The sequence below is a fragment of the Nocardia sp. NPDC056064 genome (assembly GCF_042266925.1).
Taxonomy (GTDB): Bacteria; Actinomycetota; Actinomycetes; order Mycobacteriales; family Mycobacteriaceae; genus Nocardia.
This window is the reverse complement of record NZ_JBHJWO010000001.1, coordinates 3417451-3439934: the sequence shown is the minus strand read 5'-3', so window position 1 is coordinate 3439934 and position 22484 is coordinate 3417451. Positions and strand designations below refer to the sequence as shown.

Here is a 22484-nt window from a genome sequence, read left to right as displayed (position 1 = left end):
GAACAGGAGTCCCGATGAGTGACGTGACGGAAACACCGTTCGTCCGCTACGAGGTCGTCGACGGGTTCGCCACCCTGACCTTCGATTCCCCGCACAACCGTAATGCGCTCTCGTCCAAGCTCGTTCGTGAACTGCTGGCGGGCCTGGACGCGGCGAACACCGATCCCGCCGTGCGTGGCATCGTGCTCGCGCACACCGGTGACACCTTCTGCGCGGGCGCCGACCTCAAAGAGGCCACCACCGCCGACCCGGCGACCGCGGCCGATCAGCGCACCCGCGTGATGATCGACGTGCTGCGCGGCATTCTCGCCTCGTTCAAGCCGGTCGTCGCCCAGATCGACGGCAATGTGCGTGCCGGGGGCATGGGCATCATCGGTGCCTGCGATCTCGTCGTGGCGGGGCCGGGCAGCAGCTTCGCGCTCACCGAGGTGCGCATCGGGATGGCGCCGTTCATGATCTCGCTCACCCTGGTGCCGCGCATGGACCAGCGCGCGGCGAGCCGGTACTTCCTCACCGGTGAGAAGTTCGACGCGGCCACCGCCCAGCAGATCGGGCTGGTCACCGTGGCGGCCGCCGATGCCGCCGCCGAGGTGAAACGCCTGTGTGGCGAGCTGCGCAAGGGCTCACCGCAGGGGCTGGCCGAGTCCAAGCGGCTGGTCAACTCGGCGCTGCTGGCGCGCTTCGACGTCGAGGCCGAGGAACTCGCGCGACGCTCGGCCGGGTTCTTCGGCACCCCCGAGGTGATCGAGGGCATGACGGCCTTCTTCCAGAAGCGCCCGCCCAGCTGGGCACAATAGTCCGATGGCGACACCCCACGAACCCAAGCAGGACCGCAGCCGGGCCACCCGGCAGCGGCTGCTCGAGGCCACCATCGACTGCCTGGCCGAGACCGGCTGGGCGGCCGCGACCGTGTCGGTGGTCGCCGAACGGGCCGGGGTGTCGCGCGGGGCGGCCCAGCATCACTTCCCCACCAGGGAAGACCTGATCACCGCCGCCCTCGAGTACATGTTCGACACCAGGATGGAGCAGTCCAGCGCCGAGGCGACCGCGATCAGCGAGGTCGCCGAGGGCGCGGGCCGCACCCGCGCGGTGGTCTCCGGCCTGGTCGAGTCCTACACCTCACCGCTGTTCAAGGCGGCCCTGCAGGTGTGGACCCACGCCGCCGCCCACCCGGCCCTGCGCGAACGCATCGTCCCCCTGGAAGCCCGCTTCGGCCGCATCGCCCACCGCCGCGCCGTCGAGGCGCTGGGTGTGGACGACTCCGACCCGGTCAACCACCACCTCGTCCAGGCCACCCTCGACCTGGCCCGTGGACTCGGCCTGGCCGATGTCCTCACCGACGACTCCGCCCGGCGCAAACTGATCGTCGACCAGTGGGCGGCGACGCTGCACGCGGCCCTCAACGGGGGCTGACAGCCCTTGTGACCTGCGCCTTCCTGGGTATATATTCTCCACATGGGGGATATATCGAGGGATAGTGACATGACCAAGCGCCTGATCGAGATCGACGACGAGTTGCTGGCGTCCGCCCAGGACGCGCTGGGGACGTCGGGGATCTCCGATACGGTGCGTGCCGCGTTGAGTTCCGCCGTGGTCGCCCGGGCGCGCGCCGCGGAAGTCGAGTGGCTCATCAATGGCGGCCTGGCGGAGATGGCCGACAAGGAACAGCGTGACGACGTATGGCGATAACGGCGCGGTACCTCATCGATACCAGCGCAGGCGCCCGGATGCGTCATCCGGAAGTCGCGGCCGAACTCGGCCCACTACTCACAGCGGGCCTCGTCGCGACCTGCGCCCCGCTGGATTCCGAGGCGCTCTACAGTGCGCGCGGTCCGGCGGAGTACGAACAGATCCGGTTCCGCCGCCGCGCGGCTTACGAGTACCTGCCCACCAACGACGAGCATTGGCACAGCGCGTTCGCGGTCCAGCGTGAACTCGCGCGGTCCGGGCGTCATCGCTCGGTCGGTATCCACGATCTGCTCGCCGCCGTACTGGCAGTCGAGCATCGCCTCGTCCTGTTCCACTACGACGCCGATTTCGAAACGGTCGCTTCGGTCCTCGACCTGAACCACCGGTGGGTGGCACCGCGCGGAACCCTCGAGAAGTCCTGAGGACGCGACGAACAGCACACGGCCCGGCGGATCATGTTCCGCCAGGCCGTGTTCCGGATGAGCCGGCTACGCCTTCGGCTGGGTCAGGTCGTACAGGGTGACCCCGTCGACGGTGACCGCGGTGTAGTGCTCGCTGACCCACGCGGTGATCGCCGAACTCGTCGAGGCGCTTTCGCCGCCGGGGCCGCCACGTCCACCGGCGATGAAGTAGTGGATCTTCCCGTCCGCGACATACCGCTGGAACTGTTCGAGCGTCGGGGACGGATCGGTGCCGTTGAAGCCGCCGATCGGCATGACCGGGAGCTCGGTGGCGAGCTGATACCCGGCGGCACTGTTGGACCCCACCGTGGCGGCCACCCAGGTGTAGTCGGTGCCGTCCTGCTCGAGGAGCGTGACGATGCTGTCACCGGGCCGCGAGCCGTTGAGCAACCCGCCGCCACCAGGTCCGCCCCGCATCCCGCCGTCACTCGATCCGTTCGGTGTACCGCCGGGCAGGGCGGCCCCATCCGGTTGGGCGCCGTCGGTCGGCAGGCCGTCAGGGCGGGCGGATCCGTCGGTGGGCGGGGTTCCTGCCGTGCCGCCGGTCGCCGAACCTCCAGGTGGCGTCATGCCATCAGCGCGGGTGCCGTCGGCTCCCGGTCGGCCGTCGCCGGGCCGCCCACCGGGGCCGCCCATGCCGTGCATTCCGCCGGTGTTCGGACCTGCGGTGGGGATCGCGCCGGTATGGGCGGTCGCCAGGGTGTCGACGGAATAGGCGACGGGGCCCGCGAGACCGACGAAGGCGGCGAGGAGGGCGGCGGCCAGGGATTGCTTGCGCGCCAGCGGGAAGGCGAGGGCGATGGTCGTCACTACGCCGACGACGAGGATCGCCCATCGCAGCCATGGCTGGAAGGAAGCGCTGCGCGACAACAACATCCAGGCCGTGGCGGTGGTGAGACCCACGCCCAGCGCGCAGGTGAGACGCACCCACAGGCGGTCGCGCGCACCCCACAGCTGCACCGCGGCGATGCCCACCAGCGCGGCGACGGCGGGTGCCAGGGCCACCGTGTAGTACTGGTGGAAGATGCCCGCCATGTAGCTGAAGACCAGCCCGGTGACGAGAAGCCAACCGCCCCAGAGGATCAGCGCGGCACGGCGTCGATCGGTGCGCGGCGCACGGCCGCGCAGTACCAGCCCGGCGACCAGGCCGAGCAGGGCGGCCGGGATAAGCCAGGCGATCTGACCGCCCTGGGCGGGGTCGAACATGCGGGTGATGCCGGTGCTGCCCCACATGCCGTTGCCACCGCCACCGGGGAAGTCGCCACCGCCGGGCATCTCGCCCCCGCCGGGGACCACGCTGCCGCGTTCATTGCCGTTGAGGCGGCCCAGGCCGTTGTAGCCGAGGGTGAGTTCGATGATCGAATTCTCGTGCGAGCCACCGATCCACGGCCGCTTGTCGGCGGGCCACAGCTCCACCGTCAGCAACCACCAACCCGCCGCGAGCACCATGGCGGCACCGGCGGCGAACAGTTGCGCGATGCGTTTGCCGATCTTCGGCGGGCCCGCGATCAGGTAGGTCAGTGCCAGCGCGGGCACCACCAGCAGCACCTGGAGCTGCTTGGCGAGGAAGCCGAAGCCGATCAGCCCGCCGGTGAGCAGCAGCCAGCGCCACCGGCCGTCGGCGACGGCGCGGGTCATCGCCCAGGCGGCCGCGGTCATCAACAGCACCAGCAGCGCGTCGGGATTGTTGAACCGGAACATCAGCACCGCGACGGGCGTCACCGCGAGCACCGTGCCCGCGATCAATCCGGCGGCGGCCCCGAACGAGCGGCGCACCGCCGCCCACAGCACCGCCACGCTCGCCACCCCGAGCAGCACCTGCGGCACCAGCATGCTCCAGCTGCTGAGCCCGAACACCCGCACCGACAGCTCCATCACCCACAGCGAGGCGGGCGGTTTGTCGACGGTGATCGAGTTGGCCGCGTCGGAGGACCCGAAGAAGAACGCCTCCCACGACTGCGAACCCGCCTGCACCGCAGCGGCATAGAAGTCATTGGCCCAGCCGTTGGCACTCAGGTTGATCAGATACGCGACGGCGGTGCCGAGCAGCAACACCGCCAATGCCGGGTATTCCCAGCGCTTTCGGCGTTCGGCGGGGACCTCGGCGGTAGTCGGCGGTTCCATGACGGTGGCGGTCATCGGCGCACCTCCAGCCCGTCCACACGCCGCACACCCTCGGCTTCCCGCGCATCGGTCGCGGGCACGCTGATGCCGCGGACCCGCGCGGACACCTCCGGGCGGGCGGTGGCGCACATCGGCTCGGTCGTGGCACTCGCGAGGGGTCCGGCGGGGAGCTGGTCGGCACCCGCGTGCCGGAAGACCCAGCGCAATCCGACGAACCGGCACAGTGTCGCAACGAGATTCGCGACGACCAGCACGCCGAGTTCGATTCCCACGGCGGCGTCGGGTGCCCAGCGGTGCAGGGCGCACAGGGAGCCGCTGGTGATGGCCAGGCCGAAGGCGAAGATGGCCAGGCCCTGGAACTGGTGCGACATCGCGTCGCGGCGCCCGCGGACACCGAAGGTGAAGGCGCGATTGGCGGCGGTATTGCCCACCGCGGTGACCAGCAGTGCCAGCAGATTGGCGCCCTGGCCGCCGAGCAGCGGTTGCAGCAGCAGGTACAGCACGATGTAGGCCAGCGTCGAGCTCACGCCGACCACGGCGAAGCGCACCAGCTGGCCGACCATCCCCAGCGGCACACCCGGCACCAGCGGCTCGCGCCCGACGGCGGCGCGCAGTTCGGCCAGCGGCAGCGCCCCGGTGGTGAGTGCCCTGGTGAGCCGCCAGATGCCACTCAGGTCCTTGCGGGCGGTGTCGACGATGTCGACGCGGCTGTCGGGGTCGTCGATCCAGTCGACCGGCACCTCGTGGATGCGCAGCCCGGCCCGTTCGGCCAGCACCAGCAGTTCGGTGTCGAAGAACCACTCGCCGTCGCGCACGAGCGGCAGCAATTCGCGCGCGACCTCGGTGCGCATGGCCTTGAACCCGCACTGGGCATCCGAAAAGCCCGCGCGCAGTGTGGTTTTCAGCAGCAGGTTGTAGCAGCGGGAGATGATCTCGCGCTTGGGTCCGCGCACCACCCGGGACGAGGCGTCGAGGCGGGTGCCGATGGCCAGCTCGGAATGTCGCGACACCAGCGGCGCGACCAGCGGCAGCAGCGCGTTCAGATCGGTCGACAGGTCGACATCCATATACGCGACCACCGCCGCGTCCGACGCGCTCCACGCCGCACGCAGCGCACGTCCGCGCCCTTTGGCGTCCAGGTGCAGCACCCGCACCCCGTCGAGCTCGCCCGCCAGCAGCTGGGCGACCGCGAGGGTGGCGTCGGTGCTGGCATTGTCGGCGATGGTGATGCGCGCGGTGAAGGGGAATCCGTCGCGCAGGTAGGCGTGCAGCCTGCGCACGCACAGCCCCAGATCGGTTTCTTCGTTGTAGACGGGTATCACCACATCGAGCACCGGGGCCCGGCTGCTCGGCGTGGCCTTCGGCTCGGCCTCGGTCTGAGTCATGGCACCACCCTCGATGCCCCCGCTGCCACCGAGCTGGGACCGAGCTGGGAGGTTGCTTGGAACCCCCGCGCGGCGCCCTCACCAGCTAAAATAGGGAGGTTCGACGACTCGGGAGGCGCCGATGCCCACCGTCATCGCCGTGCTGGTCGCCCTGATCGGCGCGTTCGTCCAGATCCGCAGGCACCCGGACCGCCCGGCGGCCGACATCCACCTGGTCTGGTGGATGGTGGCCGTGGTCGGCGTCGCGTCGGTGCTCGGCGCGGCCGCCCACATCTTCGACGGACCGCAGGTCGCCGAGCAGATCGGCTACACCCGGGGCGACGGCGGCTTCCAGTGGGAGAACGCGATGGGCGACCTGGCCATCGGCGTGGTCGGCATCATGGCCTACTGGTTCCGCGGCCACTTCTGGCTGTGCGTGATCGTCGTGCTGAGCATCCAGTACTGGGGCGACGCGGCCGGGCACCTCTACTTCTGGATCGCCGAGGACAACACCAAGCCCTACAACATCGGTATCCCGCTGTGGACGGACTTGCTGCTGCCGATCGTCATGTGGGTGCTCTACCTGCTCTCGCGACACCGCGACGGCGACGCGGTGCCGAAGGCCGGTTAGCCGCGGCGCACGCGCAGCACGCTGTCGGCGCGTTCGCCGGCCACCCCGTCGGGGCTGGTCGAGGGGCTGTAGACGAGTTCGGCGGTCTCCACCTGCCACTGCGGTCCCAGCGCGAGCTGGTCGAGGACCTGTTCGATGGTGGGGAACTCGGCGTGGTGCGGCGGTTCGGTGACCCAGCTCGGCCAGCCGTGGTGCCCGCCGATCACCAGCGCGCCACCGGGGGCGACGGTCTCGGCGGCGCGGCGCAGGATCACCGCGCGCTCGTCGGGGCGCTCCACCGGCGAGTGCAGGAACTGCGCGGAGACCAGGTCGAAGGTGCCCGCCGGGAAGCTGTCGGTCAGGTCGTGGCGCTCCCAGTGGATGCTCAGCCCGGCCTCGCGGGCGCGGCGCTCGCCGCGTTCCATGGCGACGGCGGAGATGTCGACGGCGGTGACCCGCCAGCCGCGTTCGGCCAGCCAGATCGCGTCGCCGCCCTCGCCGCAGCCCAGGTCCAGGGCGGTGCCGGGCGTCAGGCCGTCGGCCTCGCGGACCAGCAGCGGGTTGACCCTGCCGGTCCAGACCTGCTCGCGGTCGCGGTAGAAGCCTTCCCAGAACTCTTCGGCGGTGGGGGTGGTGGTATCGGTCATGCGGTCCATCGTGCGGGCGCCCCGGAGAAACGCGCAACAATTCTTGCCGTTCCGGCAAAGACAACCCCTGCCAGCGATAGCGGCCCGCCCCGACAATAAGCTGCTGTTTGTGACGCGCGGTTACCCGAAATCAGGCGAGGCACCGGGTCGTCGTGTCGATGCGCGCACCGAACGCTGGCGCGAGCATCGCGTGCAGGTCAGAATCCAGTTCGTCGACGCCGCCTTCCGCGCGCTGGACCGGGTGGGCCCCGACGTGAGCATGGGCGATATCGCCAAGGAGGCAGGCGCCGCCAAGCCCAAGCTCTACCGCCACTTCGAGGACAAGACCGACCTCTACAACGCCATCGTCGACCGCGTGCGCGACATGCTCTGGGAGCGGGTGCTCACCAGCGTGGATCTCACCGGCGACTCCGTGGCCGAGCTGGTACGCACCGGCGCCGCCGCGTACGTGTCGGTGGTGTCGGAGCATCCGAACGTCTTCCGGTTCATGCTGCACAGCCACTTCAGTCAGCAGGCCAAGGAGACCGAGCGGGCGCTGGAGGCGGCGCGGCAATCCGCGCGCCGGGCGGCCGAGTTCTTCGCGGGCCTGCTGCCGACGGAATCGATCGACGTGGCCGGGATCGAGCTGGTGACCTATTCGATTTTCGGCGCGGTGGCCTCGGCCACGGACTGGTGGCTCGGCGCGAATCAGCGCGAGGTCTCGGCGATGCCGGTGGAGCGTTTCGTGGAGTATCTGGCCGAGAGCATCTCGGCCCTGGCCCAGGCGCATGCCAGTTTCAACCAGGTCCGGGTGAACCTGTCACAGCCGCTACGCGACGCGTTCATCGCCAACTGAAATGTTCTGCCGCGCCCGGCGCGAACTCCGTTGTTCTCGCCGGCTACGTCGTTGGAACCGGTGGGGGTGCGGCGAGTTCAGTATGAACCCGCCCACCGACAAAATTGTGACGCCACGCACACCCCGGGTAGCTCAGTGCAGTCGCCACAGCGGCGAGACCGGGCCGTGGCCCGCGCCGAGGTCGTAGGAGGCGGCCAGGCAGCGGTAGGTCCATTCCTTGGCGAATTCGACGGCGTCGGGCACGGAATTGCCGTTGGCCAGGGCGCTGGCGATGGCCGCGGCCAGGGTGTCGCCGCCGCCGTGATCGTTGCCGGTGGCGATGCGCGGGGCGGTGTATTCGCGGAAGGTGTCGCCGTCGTAGAGCAGGTCGGTGCTCACCTGCGAGGTGCGCAGGTGTCCGCCCTTGACGATCGCCCACTGCGCGCCCAGCGCGTGCAGCGCCTCGGCGGCCTTGCGGGCGGTCGCGTCGTCGACCACCTCGATGCCGGTGATCAGCCGGACCTCGTCCAGGTTCGGGGTGACGACGGTGGCCAGCGGGATCAGCGTGTTGCGCACCGCGTCGAGTGCCTCGGCGTGCAGCAGCGGGTCGCCGTGCATGGAGGCCGCGACCGGGTCGACCACGAGCGGAATCGTGCCGTCGCGCCCGATCCCGAGTTCGCGGCACACCCCGGCCACCGACTCGATGATGGCGGTGGAGGCGAGCATGCCGGTCTTCGCGGCGCCGATCCCGATATCGCGCACCACCACCCGCACCTGGTCGGCGACGATGTGTGCCGGGATCTCGTGAAACCCGCTGACGCCCACCGTGTTCTGCACGGTCACCGCCGCCACCGCGACACAGGCGTGCACGCCGCACAGCGCCATCGTCCGCGAATCGGCCTGGATTCCGGCGCCGCCGCCGGAGTCGGTGCCCGCGATGGTGAGCGCGCGGACGGGGGTCTGGCCATCGGGGGTCAGCGGCAACATCTTCACGGTGTCACCCTACGGCCGCCGGACCTGCCACGGGACCCCGCCCGAACCATAGAAATGAAAACCATTATCATTAAGTCGTGACCACAACCTCCCTTCCCGTCACCGTGCTGTCCGGGTTCCTCGGCGCGGGCAAGACCACCCTGCTCAACCACGTGCTCGCCAACCGCGACGGCCGCCGGGTCGCGGTGATCGTCAACGACATGAGCGAGGTGAACATCGACGCCGCCCTGGTCGCCGGGCAGGGGCACCTCGACCGCACCGAGGAGAAGCTGGTCGAGCTCACCAACGGCTGCATCTGCTGCACCCTGCGCGAGGACCTGATCGAGGCCGTCGCCCGGCTGGCGCGTGCGGGCCGCTTCGACCAGCTGGTGATCGAGTCCACCGGCATCTCCGAGCCCATGCCGGTGGCCGCCACCTTCGACTGGGAATTCGAGGACGGGTTCCGGCTCGGCGAGATCGCCCGGCTCGACACCATGGTCACCGTCGTCGACGCGTCCACCTTCCTGGCCGAGCTGGTGCGCGGCCAGGCGCTGGCCGAGCGCGAACTCGAAGCGGGCGAGGGGGATTCGCGCACCATCGCGGACCTGCTGGTGGACCAGGTGGAGTTCGCCGACGTGCTGCTGATCAACAAGACCGACCTGGTGAGCGCCAACGCGGCCGCCACCGTCGAGGCCACCGTGCGCAGGCTCAACCCGCGCGCCAGGGTGCTGCGCACCGAGAAGGGTGTCGTCGAACTGGCGGAGGTACTCGACACCGGCCGCTACGACCCGCTCGTCGCCGCCGAGGCCGAGGGCTGGGCCGAGGAGCTCGCGGGCGGCCACACCCCGGAGACCGAGGAATACGGCATCAGCAGCCTCACCTACGTCGCCGACCGGCCCTTCCATCCCGACCGGCTCGCCGAAGCCCTCTCGGGACTGCGAGGCATGTTGCGCAGCAAGGGATTCTGCTGGATCGCCAGCCGCCCCGAACTGGCCGCCATCTGGTCCCAGGCGGGCCCGAACCTGACCTTCGAACCGGGCGCCTGGTGGTCCTCGCTCGAGGTACCGCCCGGCCAGGAAATCGTGTTCATCGGCGTGCGCCTCGACGCCCCCGCCGTCCGCCGCGCCCTCGACGCCGCCCTGCTCACCGACCCCGAATACGCCGCGGGCCCCACCGCCTGGACCACCTACCCCGACCCCTTCCCCGCCTGGGGCGAACTCCACGACCACCACTGATCCACCGCAATGTTGCGCGGAAGTCACTGCGCTGGTGCATGATTCGAAAGGGCCGCGACCCACGCACCGATGAGGGGAGCGTGGGCCGCGGCACCGAGGCGGCGCGCCGAGAAATTCTCGAGCTGATTCCAACCCTGTCGGCGGGTGTCGCCCGGCGGGCACCATGCTCGCATGCTGTTGGAGAAGCCCACCGAGACCGGGGCGCGCCGGGTTCCGCTGTACCGCCGTGCCGGGTTTCTGCGTGCGCTCTCGCCGGTCGTGCTGCTGCTGATCTGGCAGATCGGCAGCAGCAGCGGCTGGATTCCGGCCAAGAAACTGCCCGCGCCGTCGAAGGTCTTCGACGGCGGGCTCGAGATCTACCGGTCCGGGCAGCTCGGTGAGGCCCTGCTCGTCTCGGGTGGGCGTGCGCTCTACGGGTTCGCACTCGGCGCGGTGCTGGCGCTGGCGCTGGGCGTGCTCGCGGGGCTGAGCCGGATCGGCGAATACGCGGTGGACCCGCCGTTGCAGATGATCCGCACCATCCCGCTGTTCGGGCTGATCCCGCTGTTCATCATCTGGTTCGGCATCGGCGAGGAGCCGAAGGTCTACCTGATCGCGCTGGGCGTGTTCTTCCCGCTGTATCTCAACACCTTCTCCGGCATCCGCCAGCTCGACCCGAAGCTGCTCGAACTCGGCACCGCGCTGCAACTCGGCCTCGGTGAACGCCTGCGGCTGCTGATCCTGCCCGGCGCGCTGCCGCAGATCCTGGTCGGCGTGCGGCAGAGCCTCGGCATCGCCTGGCTCTCGCTGATCGTGGCCGAGCAGATCAATGCCAGCGCCGGCCTCGGCTTCGTGGTCAACAACGCGCGCGAATTCCTGCGCACCGACATCGTGGTGTTCGGCCTGGTGATCTACAGCCTGCTCGGCCTGCTCACCGACTCGATCGTGCGCCTGCTCGAACGCCGCGCCCTGCGCTGGCGCCCGGCGGTCCATCGCTGATGTCCGTCACCCGCCGCCGCTCGATCGCGAGGTTCCCGTCATGACCGCTGCCGCCGTCACCCCCATCCCCAGCAAGTCCGCCCGCACCCCTGCCGCGCGGATCACCGGTCTGGGCAAGCGCTTCGGTGAGCGCACCGTCCTCGACGGCATCGACCTCGAACTCGGTGCGGGCGAGATCGTCGCGCTGGTCGGGCGCAGCGGCTCGGGCAAGTCGACCCTGCTGCGCATCCTCGGCGGCCTCGACACCGCGAGTCGCGGCGAGGTGACCGTCGCGGGCAGGCCGACCATCGTCTTCCAGGAGGCGCGGCTGATCCCGTGGCAGCCGGTGGTGCGCAATGTCGCCCTCGGCAGGCCCAAGCCGCGCAACCGCCGCGCCGACGAGAAAGCCGCGCGCGAGCTGCTCGCCGAGGTCGGCCTGGCCGGTCGCGCCGACGCCTGGCCGCTGACGCTGTCCGGCGGCGAGGCCCAGCGCGCGGCGCTGGCCAGGGCCCTGGTGGCCGAGCCGACCCTGCTGCTGCTCGACGAACCCTTCGGCGCCCTCGACGCGCTCACCCGCCTGACCATGCACGAACTGCTGCTGGGCCTGCACGAACAGCGCGCCTTCGGTGTGCTGCTGGTGACCCACGACGTGCTCGAGGCCATCACCCTGGCCGATCGCGTGCTCGTCCTGGACGAGGGCCGCATCGCCGCCGACGTGTCCATCGACCTGCCCCGCCCGCGCACCGCGGGGTCGCCGGAGGTCGCCGACTACGCCACCCAGCTGCTCACGCTGCTCGGCGTCACCCACTGATCCACCCACCCGGCGCACCGCGCCGACCGCTCCACCCGACGCACGAAAGTAGTTCCTGTGAAACGCACTCCGAAGTCTCGCCTGGCCGGGCTCGCCCTCGCCGTCGTCGCCGCGCTCTCGCTGAGCGCCTGCGGTGACGACGCGGCCACCGACGCGGCGCCCTCGGGTCCGGTCGATCTCAGCACCGTCACGCTGAAAGTCGGCGACCAGAAGGCGATTTCGATCGAGGTGCTGCTCAAGGCATCGGGACAGCTGGAGAACCTGCCGTACAAGATCGAGTTCTCCACCTTCACCGCCGGCCTCCCGCTGGTCGAGGCGGCCAGCGCGGGCGGCATCGATATCGCCCAGACCGGCAACACCCCGGTCATCTTCGGCGCGGCCGCGGATGCCGATGTGAAGATCGTCGGCGCGCTCTCGGCCACCGGCAAGGGTGACGCGATCCTGGTCGGCAAGGACTCGACGGTGAACTCGGTCGCTGGGCTCAAGGGTAAGAAGGTCGCCGTCTACAAGGGCAGCTCGGCCAATGCCAATCTGCTGCTGCAACTGAAGAAGGCGGGCCTGTCGCTCAGCGATGTGGAGCCGGTCTACCTCTCGCCCGCCGACGGTTACACCGCGCTGACCCGCGGTGATGTCGAAGCCTGGGCCACCTGGGACCCCTACACCGCCATCGCGGAGAAGGAGATCGGCGCCAAGTCGATCGCCACCGCCGACCAGGCCGCCAACGGCTACAACTTCTGGGTCGCGGGCAACAAGACCGTCGCCGACGCGGGCAAGTCCGCCGCCCTCGCCGACTTCTTCCAGCGCTACGCCGCCGCCACCAAGTGGTCCTCGGACAACCTCGACACCTGGTCCACCAAGTACGCCGAGCTCACCCAGATCAGCGTCGACGCCTCGCGCACCACCTGGACCCGCTCGATCAAGGAGCCGATCAAGCTCACCGACGACGTGGTGGCCTCCGAGCAGGAGATCGCCGACGCCTTCACCGACGCCAAGGCCCTGCCCGGCAAGGTCGACTTCAAATCCTTCGTCGACACCCGCTTCGACAAGCCCTGACGAAAGCTCCACGCGGCGCCCCTGATTCGCGAATCGGGGGCGCCGTCACGCGGTGCCGAAGGCGAGGGCGACATTGTGTCCGCCGAAGCCGAACGAATTGCTCACCGCGTAGTCCAACCGCTGTGGACGCGCGGAGCTGGCCACGATGTCGAGATCGATCGCGGGGTCGGGATTGTCGAAATTCAGTGTGGGCGGGACGATCTGCTCGCGCAGGCTCAGCAGGGTGATCAGTGATTCCAGCGCGCCCACCGCGCCGATCGAATGGCCGAGCGCGGATTTCGGCGCGTAGACCGAGGCGTGCGGGGTGACGGCGGTGATGGCCGCGGCCTCGGAGGCATCGCCCACCGGGGTCGAGGTGGCGTGCGCGTTCACGTGCCCGATCTCCGAAGGCTGAAGTCCCGCAGTCTGTATCGCCTTGCGCATGGCCCGTGCGGCGCCGGTGCCCGCGGGATCGGAGGCCACGATGTGGAAGGCGTCGGAGGTGATGCCCGCGCCGAGTACGCGGCCGTGCACCCGGGCGCCGCGGGCTTTCGCGTGCCGCTCGGATTCGAGGACCAGCAGTGCCCCGGCCTCGCCGAAGACGAACCCGTCGCGGTCGCGCTCGAACGGCCGCGACGCGCGCCCGGGTGCGTCGTTGCGCGTGCTCATCGCCCGCATCATGGCGAACCCGGCGATCGGCACCGGGTCGATATGCCCCTCCACACCGCCGGTGACCACCACATCCGCCTCGCCGGTGCGGATCAGCCGCCAGGCGTGCGCGATGGCCTCCGAGCCCGACGAGCACGCCGACACCGGCGCGAAAACCCCGCCCCGCGCGCCGATTTCGAGTCCCACCGTGGCCGCGGGGCCGTTCGGCATCACCATCGGCACGGCCAGCGGCGACACCTTGCGATAGCCACCCGCGCGCATGGCGTCGACCGCGTCGATCAGCGCGTCACCGCCGCCGAGCCCGGTACCGATCGCGACGGCCAGGCGTTCCGGGTCGACCTCGGGCGCGCCCGCCGCCTGCCAGACCTGGCGGCCGAGTACCAGCGCCATGCGCTCGACGTAGGAGTGGCGGCGCTGCTCGACGCGCGTCAGCTCCGCGTCCGGTGGGGTCACCAGCGGCCCGCCGATCCGTACCGGCAGATCGTGTTCGGCGAGGAATTCCGGTGCCAGCGCGCGGATTCCGCTCTCCCCGCGCAGCAGCCGGACCCAGGTCTGGTCCATGGTGTCGGCCAGGGCGGTGGTCGCCGCGTACCCCGTCACCACGACATCGTCCCGAGTTTCTGAAGCGATCGGTACAGTCATGGCGTCATGAATACCTGTAGCACTCGCTACAGTCAACCCATGGCCCGTCCTCTCGACCATCGCAAGCGCGCCGAACTGCTGGCCGGTGTCGTAGCCTATATCGCCGCCAACGGTCTGGCCGAGTTGTCGCTGCGGCCGCTGGCCGCCGCCCTCGGCACGAGCTCGCGCATGCTCATCTACTACTTCGGAACCAAGGAGGAACTGCTGGTCCAGGCGCTGGCGACGCAGCGGCCGGACGTGGGTGCGGTCTTCGCCGACGTCACCGAAGCGGCCCAGCTGCGCGACCGACTGCTCGGCTTCTTCGACCTCAATGCCGACGGCGCCGAGACCGACAGCGTGCGCGTGCTGCTCCAGGTGCTCGGCGCCGCCTGCGCTCCCGATTCGCCGTACCGGGACTACGCGGACGCCGCCATCGCCACCTTCGTCACCGCGTTCGCGGCCGCGCTGGGCCGCACGGGTCTCGCCGAGGACCCCGAGGTGGTGGCGACGCTGCTCATCTCGGGGATGCGCGGGATCATCCAGGATCGGCTGATCACCGGCGACCGGGAACGCACCACCCGGGCGGCCCGCACGCTCGTCGACGCGGTGCTCCCCGAACGCTGAGGCTGGGTCCGGTGGAAGAGGACGTGCCGCGAGGTTGCTGGTTACCGCTGCCGGAGGAGGGCGGTCGGTAGGTTGACGGTGGCGGAAATGCGGCGACGACGCGAGGTGAACCGGTGGCCGAAGCGCGGAGTTACGGGGCGATGCGGTGGGTGATGCTCGGCGTGCTGTGCGCCAGTCTGTTGCTGGTCGCGATGGACGCCACGATTCTCAATGTCGCACTGCCCTCGCTCATCGACGACCTCCAGGTCGGCCCGCTCGAACAGCTGTGGATCATCGACATCTACGGTCTGGTGCTCGGCGGCCTGCTCATCACCACGGGCGCCATCGGCGACCGGGTGGGCCGGAAGCTGTTGTTCCTCAGCGGTTTCGTGCTCTTCGGCATCGCCTCGGTGATCGCCGCGACCGCGAGCAGTTCGGCCCAGCTGATCGGTGGACGCGTGCTGCTCGGCGTCGGCGGCGCCATGGTGATGCCCTCCACGCTCTCGCTGATCCGCAATATCTTCACCGACGCGCGCGAGCGCACCATGGCCATCGGGATCTGGGCCGCGGTCGCGGGTGTCGGCGCGACGGTCGGGCCGATCATCGGCGGGTTCCTGGTCGAGCACTTCGGCTGGGCCTCTGCCTTCTGGCTGAATGTGCCGGTGGTGCTGGTGACGGTGCTGGTGGGGCTGTGGGTGCTGCCGGAGTACCGGGCGCCGCAGGCCGGTGGGCTCGACTGGTTCGCCGCGGCGCTCTCGATCACCGGCATCGTGGCGCTGGCCTGGGGGATCAAGCATCTCGCCAAGGGTGAGGCGAGCGCGGCCGACTGGACGATCCTGCTCGTCGGCGTCGCGGCGATGGCCTGGTTCGTCCGGCGTCAGCTCACCGCCACCGACCCGCTGCTGGATGTGCGGCTGTTCCGCAACGGTGCCTTCACCGCCGCGGCCGTCGCGACCCTGCTGGCCATGATGGCCATCGGCGCGGCCATGTTCCTGGTGTCGCTGTGGCTGCAATACGTCCACGGCTACAGCCCCTCGCAGGCCGGTATCCGCATGCTGCCCGCCGCGCTCACCCTGCTCACCGCCTCGCTGCTCACCCCGTTCCTGATGGAGAAACTGGGAGTGCGGACGGTACTCGGCGTCGGTCTCGGTGCGGTGGCGCTGGGCTTCCTGCTGCTCGCGGTGAGCCCGGAACCGACGACCTATCCGGTGATCGCGCTGGTCCTGGTGTCCTTCGGCCTCGGTGACGGCATGGCGGTGACCGCGGCGGCCGCCGTACTGGTCGGTGCCGTGCCCGCCGACCGCGCGGGCCAGGCGGGCGCGGTGGAGGAGACCAACTACGAGGTCGGCGTCGGCTTCGGTGTCGCGCTGCTCGGCAGCCTGCACGCCCGCATCTTCAGTCAGCACATGACGAATCTGCCCGTCCCGCCCGACCGGCTCGACCAGGCCACCGGTTCGGTCGGCGGTGCCGCCGAGGTCGCCGAGGACCTCCCCGAACCGGCCCGCACCGATCTCCTGCACGCCGCCGAACACGCCTTCGACTCCGCCCTGACCACCACCTCCGTCATCTCCGCCGTCGTCATCGCCGTGGTCGCCGTCGGCACCGTCCTGCTGGTCCCGCGCGGTTTCCGGGTCACCGGCGGGCACTGACCTCGGTAAGGACCGGCATGATCGTGCGATCGGCCGGTCGGCATTCGAAATCCTGACTGGAGGAGGTCGTTTCGCGCGTCTACGCCATTCCTCCACACCCCCGACTTATCCCCAACCCTCGCTCGGCGGCGGAATTCTCGTGACGGCGCGGCGCAGACTCCCCACATGGACAGGGTCGTCACACGCGCGCAATTGGTCGCGGAGGGTATCGCGTCGAGCACGATCGGTGATCGATGCCGCCGGGGTCGATACGTCCGGCTGCTCCCGGGTGTCTACTGCGAGGGCACGCCGACGGCAGTGGCGCGCTGCGCGGCGATCGTCGAATGGTTACCCGACGCGCATCTGAGCCATCGGACCTCGGCATGGCTGCACGCGATGCTGCCCGAACCGGAGGTGTTCGAGGCGACAGTCCCGCCGTCGCGTTACCGCAAGACGCCGCCCTGGTTGCGCCTCTACCGCCGCGACCTCCCGCCGATGTCCTGGACGACCTCGCCGAATTCCCGGTGACCACCGCCGCGCAGACTGTGCTCGACTGCCTGACCGTGCTCTCGGAGCCCGAGGCCGACCGGCTGATCGACGACCACCTGTTCCGCACGGTCGACCTGGCCGCGTTGTCGAGCCTGTGCGCGACGGGCAGGGCAGGTGTTCCGCTCTTGCGCAAACAATTGCGGCAGGCGGCGCGACGGTCGCTGTCCGAACCCGAGCGCCTGTTCGCGCGGGCGCTGGCTCGCCGCGACCTGTCGCTGTCGCCGAACGAATCGATCGGCCCGTTCTTCTGCGATTTCGTCGACCTGCGGAGCCGGACGGTGGTGGAGATCGATGGGTGGGAGTACCACAGCGACCGGACGACGTTTCGTCGCGACCGTCGCCGTCAGAACTGGTTGGTGATCCACGGCTGGTTCGTGCTCCGGTACTCGGCGCACGACATCCTGCACCATCTCGACGAGTGCGCCGACGAGGTCGAGCGTGTGGTCCGGCGCCGTCGTTTCCACCGCAGGCTGGCGTAGTCGTGCGATTCGGCGCCGTGCGGTCACGAAACTGACTGGCGGCAAGTCGATTGCACGAATACTCCAAGACCGCCCTTGATGCAATCAAGTGGTTGCTATATATTGGATAGCAACTAATTGGTTGCTATAAAGGAGGAGATCATGGGCTTTCCTGATCAGATCGTGCGGACCGTCGAGCTCGCCCATCCGCCGGTGAAGGTGTGGGCCGCGATCACCACCGCGGAAGGACTCGCGAGCTGGTTCGGCGACACCGCCACCATCGACCTGCGTCCCGGCGGCACGGCGCGGATGACATGGACCGAGGGCGGCCACGTGGCGAACATGCGGGTGGAACGGGTGGAAGAACCCTCGGTGTTCGGCTTCACCTGGCACATCTACGGCCTGCCCGAGGACGACCCGCGCCGCACGTATGTGGAGTTCACCCTCGAACCGGCCGGTGCGGGAACACGGTTGACGGTGGTGGAGAGCGGTTTCGCGCAGCTGCCCGAGGAGGCGTACCAGGCGGCCTTCGGCGGCAATACCGACGGCTGGAAGAGTGAACTGGGTGAGTTGGTCGAATACCTCGATGCGGCCTGAACCGGAGGCCACCGCCGAGCGGGTCTTCGTCGCGCTGGCCGATCCGAGCAGGCGCGCGGTCCTGGCCACGCTCTCCGCCGACGGCCCCGCCACCGCGACCGACCTGGCCGATCGCCTGCCCATCACCCGGCAGGCGATCGCCAAACACCTTGCGCTGCTGGCCGATGCGGGCCTGGTGGTCGCGGAACCGGGGGAGCGGCGCCGGGTGCGCTACCGCCTCGACTCGGCGCCCATGCGGGTGGCCCAGCAGTTCCTGGCGGCGCTGGCCAGGGACTGGGACGGACCGCTCGACGCGCTACGCAGGCACCTGGACGGCTGAGCCGGATGGACGGATCGAGCAGTGACGCGAGTCCGGCCTGGTAGCGGGTCCGGACACCGCGCACGGACTACCCGCGCGGGGCGATGAGCAGCGTTTGAGTGCTGCGGCCGATCGGCCCGGTCTCATCGAACAGGGCCGATTCGGCCAGACCGATCCCGTGCGGCTGGGGATGGGTGACCGCGTCCAGGCACACCCACTCGCCGATCGGCCGACGATGCAGGCTCACCGTCAGATCGGTATTGATGAACAGGTACTTCGACCAATCCAGCACCGAACTCACGCCATTGCCGGAATCGGCGGCGGCCAGGGTGCGTTCCAGCGGACTCGGCGTGGTCCCCGCGACGATCGGGTACTTCAACCGGATCCAGCATACCGCCGGACCGGGCCGCGCGAAAGTGCCTGCGGTGAACCGGTATTCGATGCCGGTGTGGAAGCCGATCGGCTGATCCGACGGGAACATCTCCGGTGCGGTCTCCGCGGGCAGGGTCCGGGAGCCGCTGGGCAGGAATTCCACCGGCAGGTCCAGCGGCGGGTCGGCGAGTTTGAGCCGCCACGCGGTGGCCCGCATGACCGGCCCGCGCTCGGTCGACAGTGTCGCCTCGATCAGCTCCACACTGCGCCCCGACCGCACCACCTCCGCCCGCGCTGTCAGCGGGGCCAGCGGCACCGGCCCGAGGATCTCCACCGCGACCCGGCCCACCTGGAACCCGTCGCGCGGGGCGCACCGTTCGATCACGTGCCCGAGTAGCGCCGAGGGCGGCCCGGCATGCTGCGCGTCGGGCGACCACGGCCCCCGGGTGAGCTCGGTCGACTCGAACCGGCCCGGATCAGCCGGGTCCGGAAGATAGAAGGCATCGGCCATACCGCCGACGCTACCCGGGAGCCGGGGTGGGGTCCTACTGACCGCCGCCGGAGGAACCGCTCAGCAGCGAGGTCCACAGATCGAGCAGCGGACGGATCGGGCACGGGTTGATGTCGGTGGACGTGCAACCCAGCGACGAGGACCCACTGTCGGCCACCGGCAGCGGCGCGGCCGCCTGGGCGGACCCGAGCGGGGCGGCGATGGACACGGCGGCGGCCGCGAGGGCACCGGCGGCGAGACGTTTCATACGAGCAGACATGCCTGCACCTTACTGACCGGCGCGGATACGCGATGCCCCCGAAATCCGGGGGCATGTCAGCGGCCGGTCAGACCAGCCTCGTGGGCGAGGATGGCGGCCTGGACGCGGTTGTTCAGGCCGAGGCGGCGCAGGATGCCGCTGACGTGGGCCTTCACCGTGGACTCCGCCACGAACAGTTCCGCGCCGATGTCCTGGTTGGACAGGCCGCGCCCGACACCGGCGAGCACGGCCCGTTCCCGTTCGGTGAGCCCGGCGATCCGTGCCCGCGCCGCGGACCCGTTGGCGAAGCCGCCACCGTCCCAGCGGGCGATCACCTTCTTCGCGATGCGCGGAGACAGGTAGGCGCCGCCGCCGGCGACCGCGTGGACACCGAGCAGCAGTTCCCGGGGGTCGGACGCCTTGAGCAGGAATCCGGCGGCGCCCGCGTCGAGTGCGGCGGTGACGTAGTCGTCCTCGTCGAAGGTGGTGAGGATGATGACGGCGGCCAGGTCCCGCACCTGGGCCGCGGCGGTCAGGCCGTCCAGTCCCGGCATCCGCACATCCATCAGCACCACATCGGGCCGGTGCGCGCGGGTCAGTTCGACCGCTTCGCGGCCGTCACCGGCCTCGGCGACGACGTCGATGGCGGGGTCGGTGGTGAGGATCGAACGGATACCGGCGCGGATCATCACCTCGTCGTCGGCGAGCAGGACGCGGATCATGGTGCTGCCGTGGGGAACTGGGCTCGTACGACGAAGTCGCGGCCGTCGGGTCCGGCGGTCAACGTGCCCCCGACCAGCTGGGCCTGCTCGCGCAGTCCGGCGAGGCCGCTCCCGGGTCGGCGTCCGGCGGCCTCGCGCTCGATCACGGGGATTGCGCTGTCGCGGAGGGGATTCGCGATGATGATGGTGGCGTCTTCCGGTGTCCGGTCGACGGTGATCGTCACCGGAGCGCCGGGTACGTGGCGGGCGGCATTGGTCAGAGATTCCTGGACCACCCGGTAGATCGCGCGATCCGTCAAGGGCGGCAGGGGTTCTCCATCCTCCGGGAGGCGCAGGTCGACCCGCATGCCCGCGTCGACGGCGCGTTCCACCAGCGCGCTGACGGGCTCGTCGCGCGGCGTGGACGACGCGGCACCGTCCCGCAGCACCGCCACGGTGCCGCGCAGGCGATCGGTCGCGGTGACCGCGGCGGCCCGTAGCCGTTGCGCGGCAGCGCGGTTCGGCTCCGTGAGGTCGGCCGACAGTTCGAGCGCACCGGCGTGCAGGGCGATGAGGGCGAGATCGTGCCCGAGCGAATCGTGCATGTCGGCGGCGATGCGCGCGCGCTCGCCCAGGGCGACCCGTTCGGCGATCAGCGCCTGCTCCTGTTCGAGCCGGGCGACCCGCTCCCGGCCCGCGACGATCAGCTCCGCCTGCTGCCCGCGGAACCGACCGGCCAGCCACGGCAGCACGACGAACACCCCTTGGCTCAGCATCGCCCCGACGCCGACGGAGAAATCCACCGCGCAGTAGACCAGCGCGGGTACCGCGACGACGGCCTGCACCAGCCAGCCACGGCCGACCGGCACACGGCGGCCGTACAGGTAGGCGGCGACGGCGAGTCCGGCGAACACCGCCTGACGCCAGGCGGGCAGGGCGTCGAGGAAGAAACCGTTGAGCGCGCACGCGGCCGCGATCAGCGTGAGCCCGGCGTAGTTCCTCATCGGAGCGAGCCTAGCGAGCGCAGCCGGAGCAGGCGGGCGGTCAGGGTCGCCGCCCCGGCGAACGCGCAGATCAACAGGGTGATGGTGAGTGGTGCGGGGAAGTAGGTGAGTTGCGCCCAGGTGACCGTTCGCCCGTTCATCAGTACCGACAACGCCTGGGGGAAGGCCGCGAACAGGGCGATCGGCGCGGCGGCGGGCAGGCAGCGCAGCACCGTCCACCACCACCGGGAGCGCCTGCGCCGGTCGGCCCACCGGCGGGAGCGGACCACCCCGGCGATACCGAGCCCGAGCGCGCCCGCGATGACCGCCACGAGGAGGGCTTCGATGCGCGACCGGGTGTCGACCAGCGGTGCGGGATGCTCGCCCCGGCCCAGTGCGACCAGCCCGGTGAGGATCTCGTACGCGTCGTCGTGCAGGGCGGCGCTGTTGACCAGGACCGCGAAGCCGTAGCCGGTGGACGGGTCCAGCGCGGCGGCCGAGGTGTAGGTGAACAGGTTGCCGGAATGGGTGATCAGCGGTGCGCCGTGGTCGCTGTCGAGCCCCCAGCCCATGCCGTAGTCGCGCACCGGGGTCGGGGCGTGCATCAGTGCCAGGTTTTCGGGGCGCACCAGTTGCGGACCGTCGCCGGAGTGGGTGATCAGCCAGCGGCCCAGGTCGGCGGCCGTGGTGATCACGCCGCCGCTGCCGCTGCCGTCGAGGAAACCGGGGAGTTCGTCGCGGGCGATCCACTGGCCGAACAGGGAGTTGAAACCCGCTGCGGGAGTGATGGTGTCGTCGTCGAGGGCCGAGTCCGGCATGCCGAGGGGGGTGAAGATGCGCTGCCGCACGAACTCCCCGAAGTCCGATCCGCTCGCCACCTCGACCAGGCGTGCGGCGAGGTTGTAGTTGACGTTCGTGTAGGCCCAGCGGGTGCCCGGCTCGGCGGTGAGTGTCGCGGTCCGGAGGGTGGCGGTGTACTGCTGGAGCGACCCGGCGGTCGCGGTGGCGCCGATATCGGCGCCACGGTCGGACAAGCCCGAGGTCTGGTTCAGCAACTGGCGCACGGTGATTCGGTCCGAGCGCGGATCGGCGGTCCGGAACTCGGGCAGCTGGTCCGCCACCGGCCGGTCGAGTCCGATGGCGCCGTCCTCGACCAGCGTCATCACCGCCATGGCCGTGAACGCCTTCGTCAGCGAGGCGACGCGCATCGGGGTGTGGGCGGTGATCGGCGCGCCGGTGGAGTCGTGCCCGTATCCCGCCGCGTGCACGATCTGCCCGTCCCTGGTGATCACCACCGAGACTCCCGGCAGCCCGGTATCGGTCGCCGCGCGCGCCGAGAACTCATCGAACGCGCGGGCGGACAAGGTATTTCGTGTGGGTTCGGCCGCGGCGGTCGTCGGCAGGAACAGCCCGCCGACGACCCCGGCCAGGGCGACCAGCACCCCAACTCTGTTGCGCATGCACCGAAACTAGGTATCCGGCCCACCTCGGCGATGCCGCCGAACGGATCGACCGCCCCCTACGAAAGTCGATACGCGTG

General features: G+C 70.2%; 26 protein-coding genes. 16 read left to right on the top strand and 10 right to left on the bottom strand.

The genetic code is table 11. The features are described 5' to 3' along the window. The first annotated feature begins 14 nt into the window (after positions 1-14). The 4 genes from ACFC06_RS15855 (at position 15) to ACFC06_RS15840 (ending at position 2111) form a co-directional block, all read left to right on the top strand. On the top strand, positions 15-797 hold the full coding sequence (locus ACFC06_RS15855) for an enoyl-CoA hydratase family protein (protein ID WP_375931015.1): 783 nt from the start codon (positions 15-17) through the stop codon (positions 795-797). Between the two features lie 4 nt (positions 798-801). Further along, positions 802-1413, top strand: coding sequence for a TetR/AcrR family transcriptional regulator (locus ACFC06_RS15850; RefSeq protein WP_375931012.1), 612 nt, complete (start codon positions 802-804; stop codon positions 1411-1413). A 69-nt stretch (positions 1414-1482) separates the two neighbouring features. Beyond that, positions 1483-1689 carry a DUF2191 domain-containing protein gene (locus ACFC06_RS15845; RefSeq protein WP_375931009.1) on the top strand — a complete coding sequence of 69 codons (207 nt, stop codon included), beginning with the start codon at positions 1483-1485 and terminating at the stop codon, positions 1687-1689. Then, positions 1680-2111 carry a PIN domain-containing protein gene (locus ACFC06_RS15840; RefSeq protein WP_375931006.1) on the top strand — a complete coding sequence of 144 codons (432 nt, stop codon included), beginning with the start codon at positions 1680-1682 and terminating at the stop codon, positions 2109-2111. The genes ACFC06_RS15845 and ACFC06_RS15840 overlap by 10 nt, the downstream gene beginning before the upstream one ends. 66 nt (positions 2112-2177) lie before the next feature. Here ACFC06_RS15840 and ACFC06_RS15835 read toward each other — a convergent pair whose 3' ends face one another. Both ACFC06_RS15835 and ACFC06_RS15830 read right to left on the bottom strand, forming a co-directional pair. After that, the gene (locus ACFC06_RS15835) at positions 2178-4289 is read right to left on the bottom strand and encodes an ArnT family glycosyltransferase (protein WP_375931003.1); all 2112 of its coding nucleotides are present in this window, start codon (positions 4287-4289) and stop codon (positions 2178-2180) included. Next, positions 4286-5659, bottom strand: a complete 1374-nt coding sequence (locus ACFC06_RS15830) for a glycosyltransferase (RefSeq protein ID WP_375931000.1) — start codon at positions 5657-5659, stop codon at positions 4286-4288. Before ACFC06_RS15830 ends, ACFC06_RS15835 begins: the two co-directional genes overlap by 4 nt. Before the next feature lie 121 nt (positions 5660-5780). Between ACFC06_RS15830 and ACFC06_RS15825 the strand changes: the two genes are divergently transcribed. After that, entirely contained in the window at positions 5781-6269 is a 489-nt protein-coding gene (locus ACFC06_RS15825) for a DUF6790 family protein (RefSeq protein WP_375930997.1), read from the top strand. Here ACFC06_RS15825 and ACFC06_RS15820 read toward each other — a convergent pair. Then, positions 6266-6895 (bottom strand): class I SAM-dependent methyltransferase, encoded by a 630-nt coding sequence (locus tag ACFC06_RS15820; RefSeq protein WP_375930994.1) that lies wholly within the window; start codon positions 6893-6895, stop codon positions 6266-6268. The genes ACFC06_RS15825 and ACFC06_RS15820 overlap by 4 nt on opposite strands. A 109-nt stretch (positions 6896-7004) precedes the next feature. Between ACFC06_RS15820 and ACFC06_RS15815 the strand changes: the two genes are divergently transcribed. Continuing rightward, positions 7005-7730, top strand: coding sequence for a TetR/AcrR family transcriptional regulator (locus ACFC06_RS15815; RefSeq protein WP_375930991.1), 726 nt, complete (start codon positions 7005-7007; stop codon positions 7728-7730). Between the two features lie 132 nt (positions 7731-7862). On the opposite strand, the gene thiD is transcribed toward ACFC06_RS15815, so the two are convergent. Next, on the bottom strand, positions 7863-8702 hold the full coding sequence (gene thiD, locus ACFC06_RS15810; protein ID WP_375930988.1) for a bifunctional hydroxymethylpyrimidine kinase/phosphomethylpyrimidine kinase: 840 nt from the start codon (positions 8700-8702) through the stop codon (positions 7863-7865). 77 nt (positions 8703-8779) lie between these two features. Between thiD and ACFC06_RS15805 the strand changes: the two genes are divergently transcribed. From ACFC06_RS15805 to ACFC06_RS15790, 4 genes are all read left to right on the top strand, one after another. Next, entirely contained in the window at positions 8780-9916 is a 1137-nt protein-coding gene (locus tag ACFC06_RS15805; protein WP_375930985.1) for a GTP-binding protein, read from the top strand. A 171-nt stretch (positions 9917-10087) separates the two neighbouring features. Beyond that, entirely contained in the window at positions 10088-10894 is an 807-nt protein-coding gene (locus ACFC06_RS15800; RefSeq protein ID WP_375930982.1) for an ABC transporter permease, read from the top strand. Positions 10895-10934: 40 nt separating this feature from the next. After that, positions 10935-11684 carry an ABC transporter ATP-binding protein gene (locus tag ACFC06_RS15795; RefSeq protein WP_375930979.1) on the top strand — a complete coding sequence of 250 codons (750 nt, stop codon included), beginning with the start codon at positions 10935-10937 and terminating at the stop codon, positions 11682-11684. 57 nt (positions 11685-11741) lie between these two features. Continuing rightward, on the top strand, positions 11742-12737 hold the full coding sequence (locus ACFC06_RS15790) for an ABC transporter substrate-binding protein (protein WP_375930976.1): 996 nt from the start codon (positions 11742-11744) through the stop codon (positions 12735-12737). Positions 12738-12782: 45 nt separating this feature from the next. On the opposite strand, the gene ACFC06_RS15785 is transcribed toward ACFC06_RS15790, so the two are convergent. After that, a complete protein-coding gene (locus ACFC06_RS15785; protein ID WP_375930973.1) occupies positions 12783-14027 on the bottom strand; it encodes a KasA/KasB family beta-ketoacyl-ACP synthase in 1245 nt (414 codons plus the stop codon). A 39-nt stretch (positions 14028-14066) separates the two neighbouring features. Here ACFC06_RS15785 and ACFC06_RS15780 point away from each other — a divergent pair, with 39 nt between their 5' ends. The 6 genes from ACFC06_RS15780 to ACFC06_RS15755 all read left to right on the top strand — a co-directional run bounded on the left by ACFC06_RS15780 (position 14067) and on the right by ACFC06_RS15755 (position 18160). Then, positions 14067-14630, top strand: a complete 564-nt coding sequence (locus ACFC06_RS15780; protein ID WP_375930970.1) for a TetR/AcrR family transcriptional regulator — start codon at positions 14067-14069, stop codon at positions 14628-14630. A gap of 113 nt (positions 14631-14743) precedes the next feature. Beyond that, entirely contained in the window at positions 14744-16258 is a 1515-nt protein-coding gene (locus ACFC06_RS15775) for an MFS transporter (RefSeq protein ID WP_375930967.1), read from the top strand. 165 nt (positions 16259-16423) lie between these two features. Continuing rightward, entirely contained in the window at positions 16424-16765 is a 342-nt protein-coding gene (locus ACFC06_RS15770) for a type IV toxin-antitoxin system AbiEi family antitoxin domain-containing protein (RefSeq protein WP_375930965.1), read from the top strand. Then, positions 16762-17265, top strand: coding sequence for an endonuclease domain-containing protein (locus tag ACFC06_RS15765; protein ID WP_375930962.1), 504 nt, complete (start codon positions 16762-16764; stop codon positions 17263-17265). Before ACFC06_RS15770 ends, ACFC06_RS15765 begins: the two co-directional genes overlap by 4 nt. A gap of 141 nt (positions 17266-17406) precedes the next feature. Next, positions 17407-17841, top strand: a complete 435-nt coding sequence (locus ACFC06_RS15760) for an SRPBCC domain-containing protein (RefSeq protein WP_375930959.1) — start codon at positions 17407-17409, stop codon at positions 17839-17841. Continuing rightward, positions 17831-18160 (top strand): ArsR/SmtB family transcription factor, encoded by a 330-nt coding sequence (locus tag ACFC06_RS15755; protein WP_375930956.1) that lies wholly within the window; start codon positions 17831-17833, stop codon positions 18158-18160. The genes ACFC06_RS15760 and ACFC06_RS15755 overlap by 11 nt, the downstream gene beginning before the upstream one ends. Positions 18161-18227: 67 nt before the next feature. On the opposite strand, the gene ACFC06_RS15750 is transcribed toward ACFC06_RS15755, so the two are convergent. The 5 genes from ACFC06_RS15750 to ACFC06_RS15730 are packed head-to-tail and all read right to left on the bottom strand — an operon-like array spanning position 18228 to position 22404. Next, the gene (locus tag ACFC06_RS15750) at positions 18228-19022 is read right to left on the bottom strand and encodes a thioesterase family protein (protein ID WP_375930953.1); all 795 of its coding nucleotides are present in this window, start codon (positions 19020-19022) and stop codon (positions 18228-18230) included. A 34-nt stretch (positions 19023-19056) separates the two neighbouring features. Further along, a complete protein-coding gene (locus tag ACFC06_RS15745; protein WP_375930950.1) occupies positions 19057-19281 on the bottom strand; it encodes a hypothetical protein in 225 nt (74 codons plus the stop codon). 56 nt (positions 19282-19337) lie between these two features. Beyond that, a complete protein-coding gene (locus ACFC06_RS15740) occupies positions 19338-19982 on the bottom strand; it encodes a response regulator (RefSeq protein WP_375930947.1) in 645 nt (214 codons plus the stop codon). Next, positions 19979-20965 carry a sensor histidine kinase gene (locus ACFC06_RS15735; protein ID WP_375930944.1) on the bottom strand — a complete coding sequence of 329 codons (987 nt, stop codon included), beginning with the start codon at positions 20963-20965 and terminating at the stop codon, positions 19979-19981. Before ACFC06_RS15735 ends, ACFC06_RS15740 begins: the two co-directional genes overlap by 4 nt. Next, positions 20962-22404 (bottom strand): serine hydrolase domain-containing protein, encoded by a 1443-nt coding sequence (locus ACFC06_RS15730; RefSeq protein ID WP_375930941.1) that lies wholly within the window; start codon positions 22402-22404, stop codon positions 20962-20964. Before ACFC06_RS15730 ends, ACFC06_RS15735 begins: the two co-directional genes overlap by 4 nt. Positions 22405-22484 lie beyond the last annotated feature (80 nt).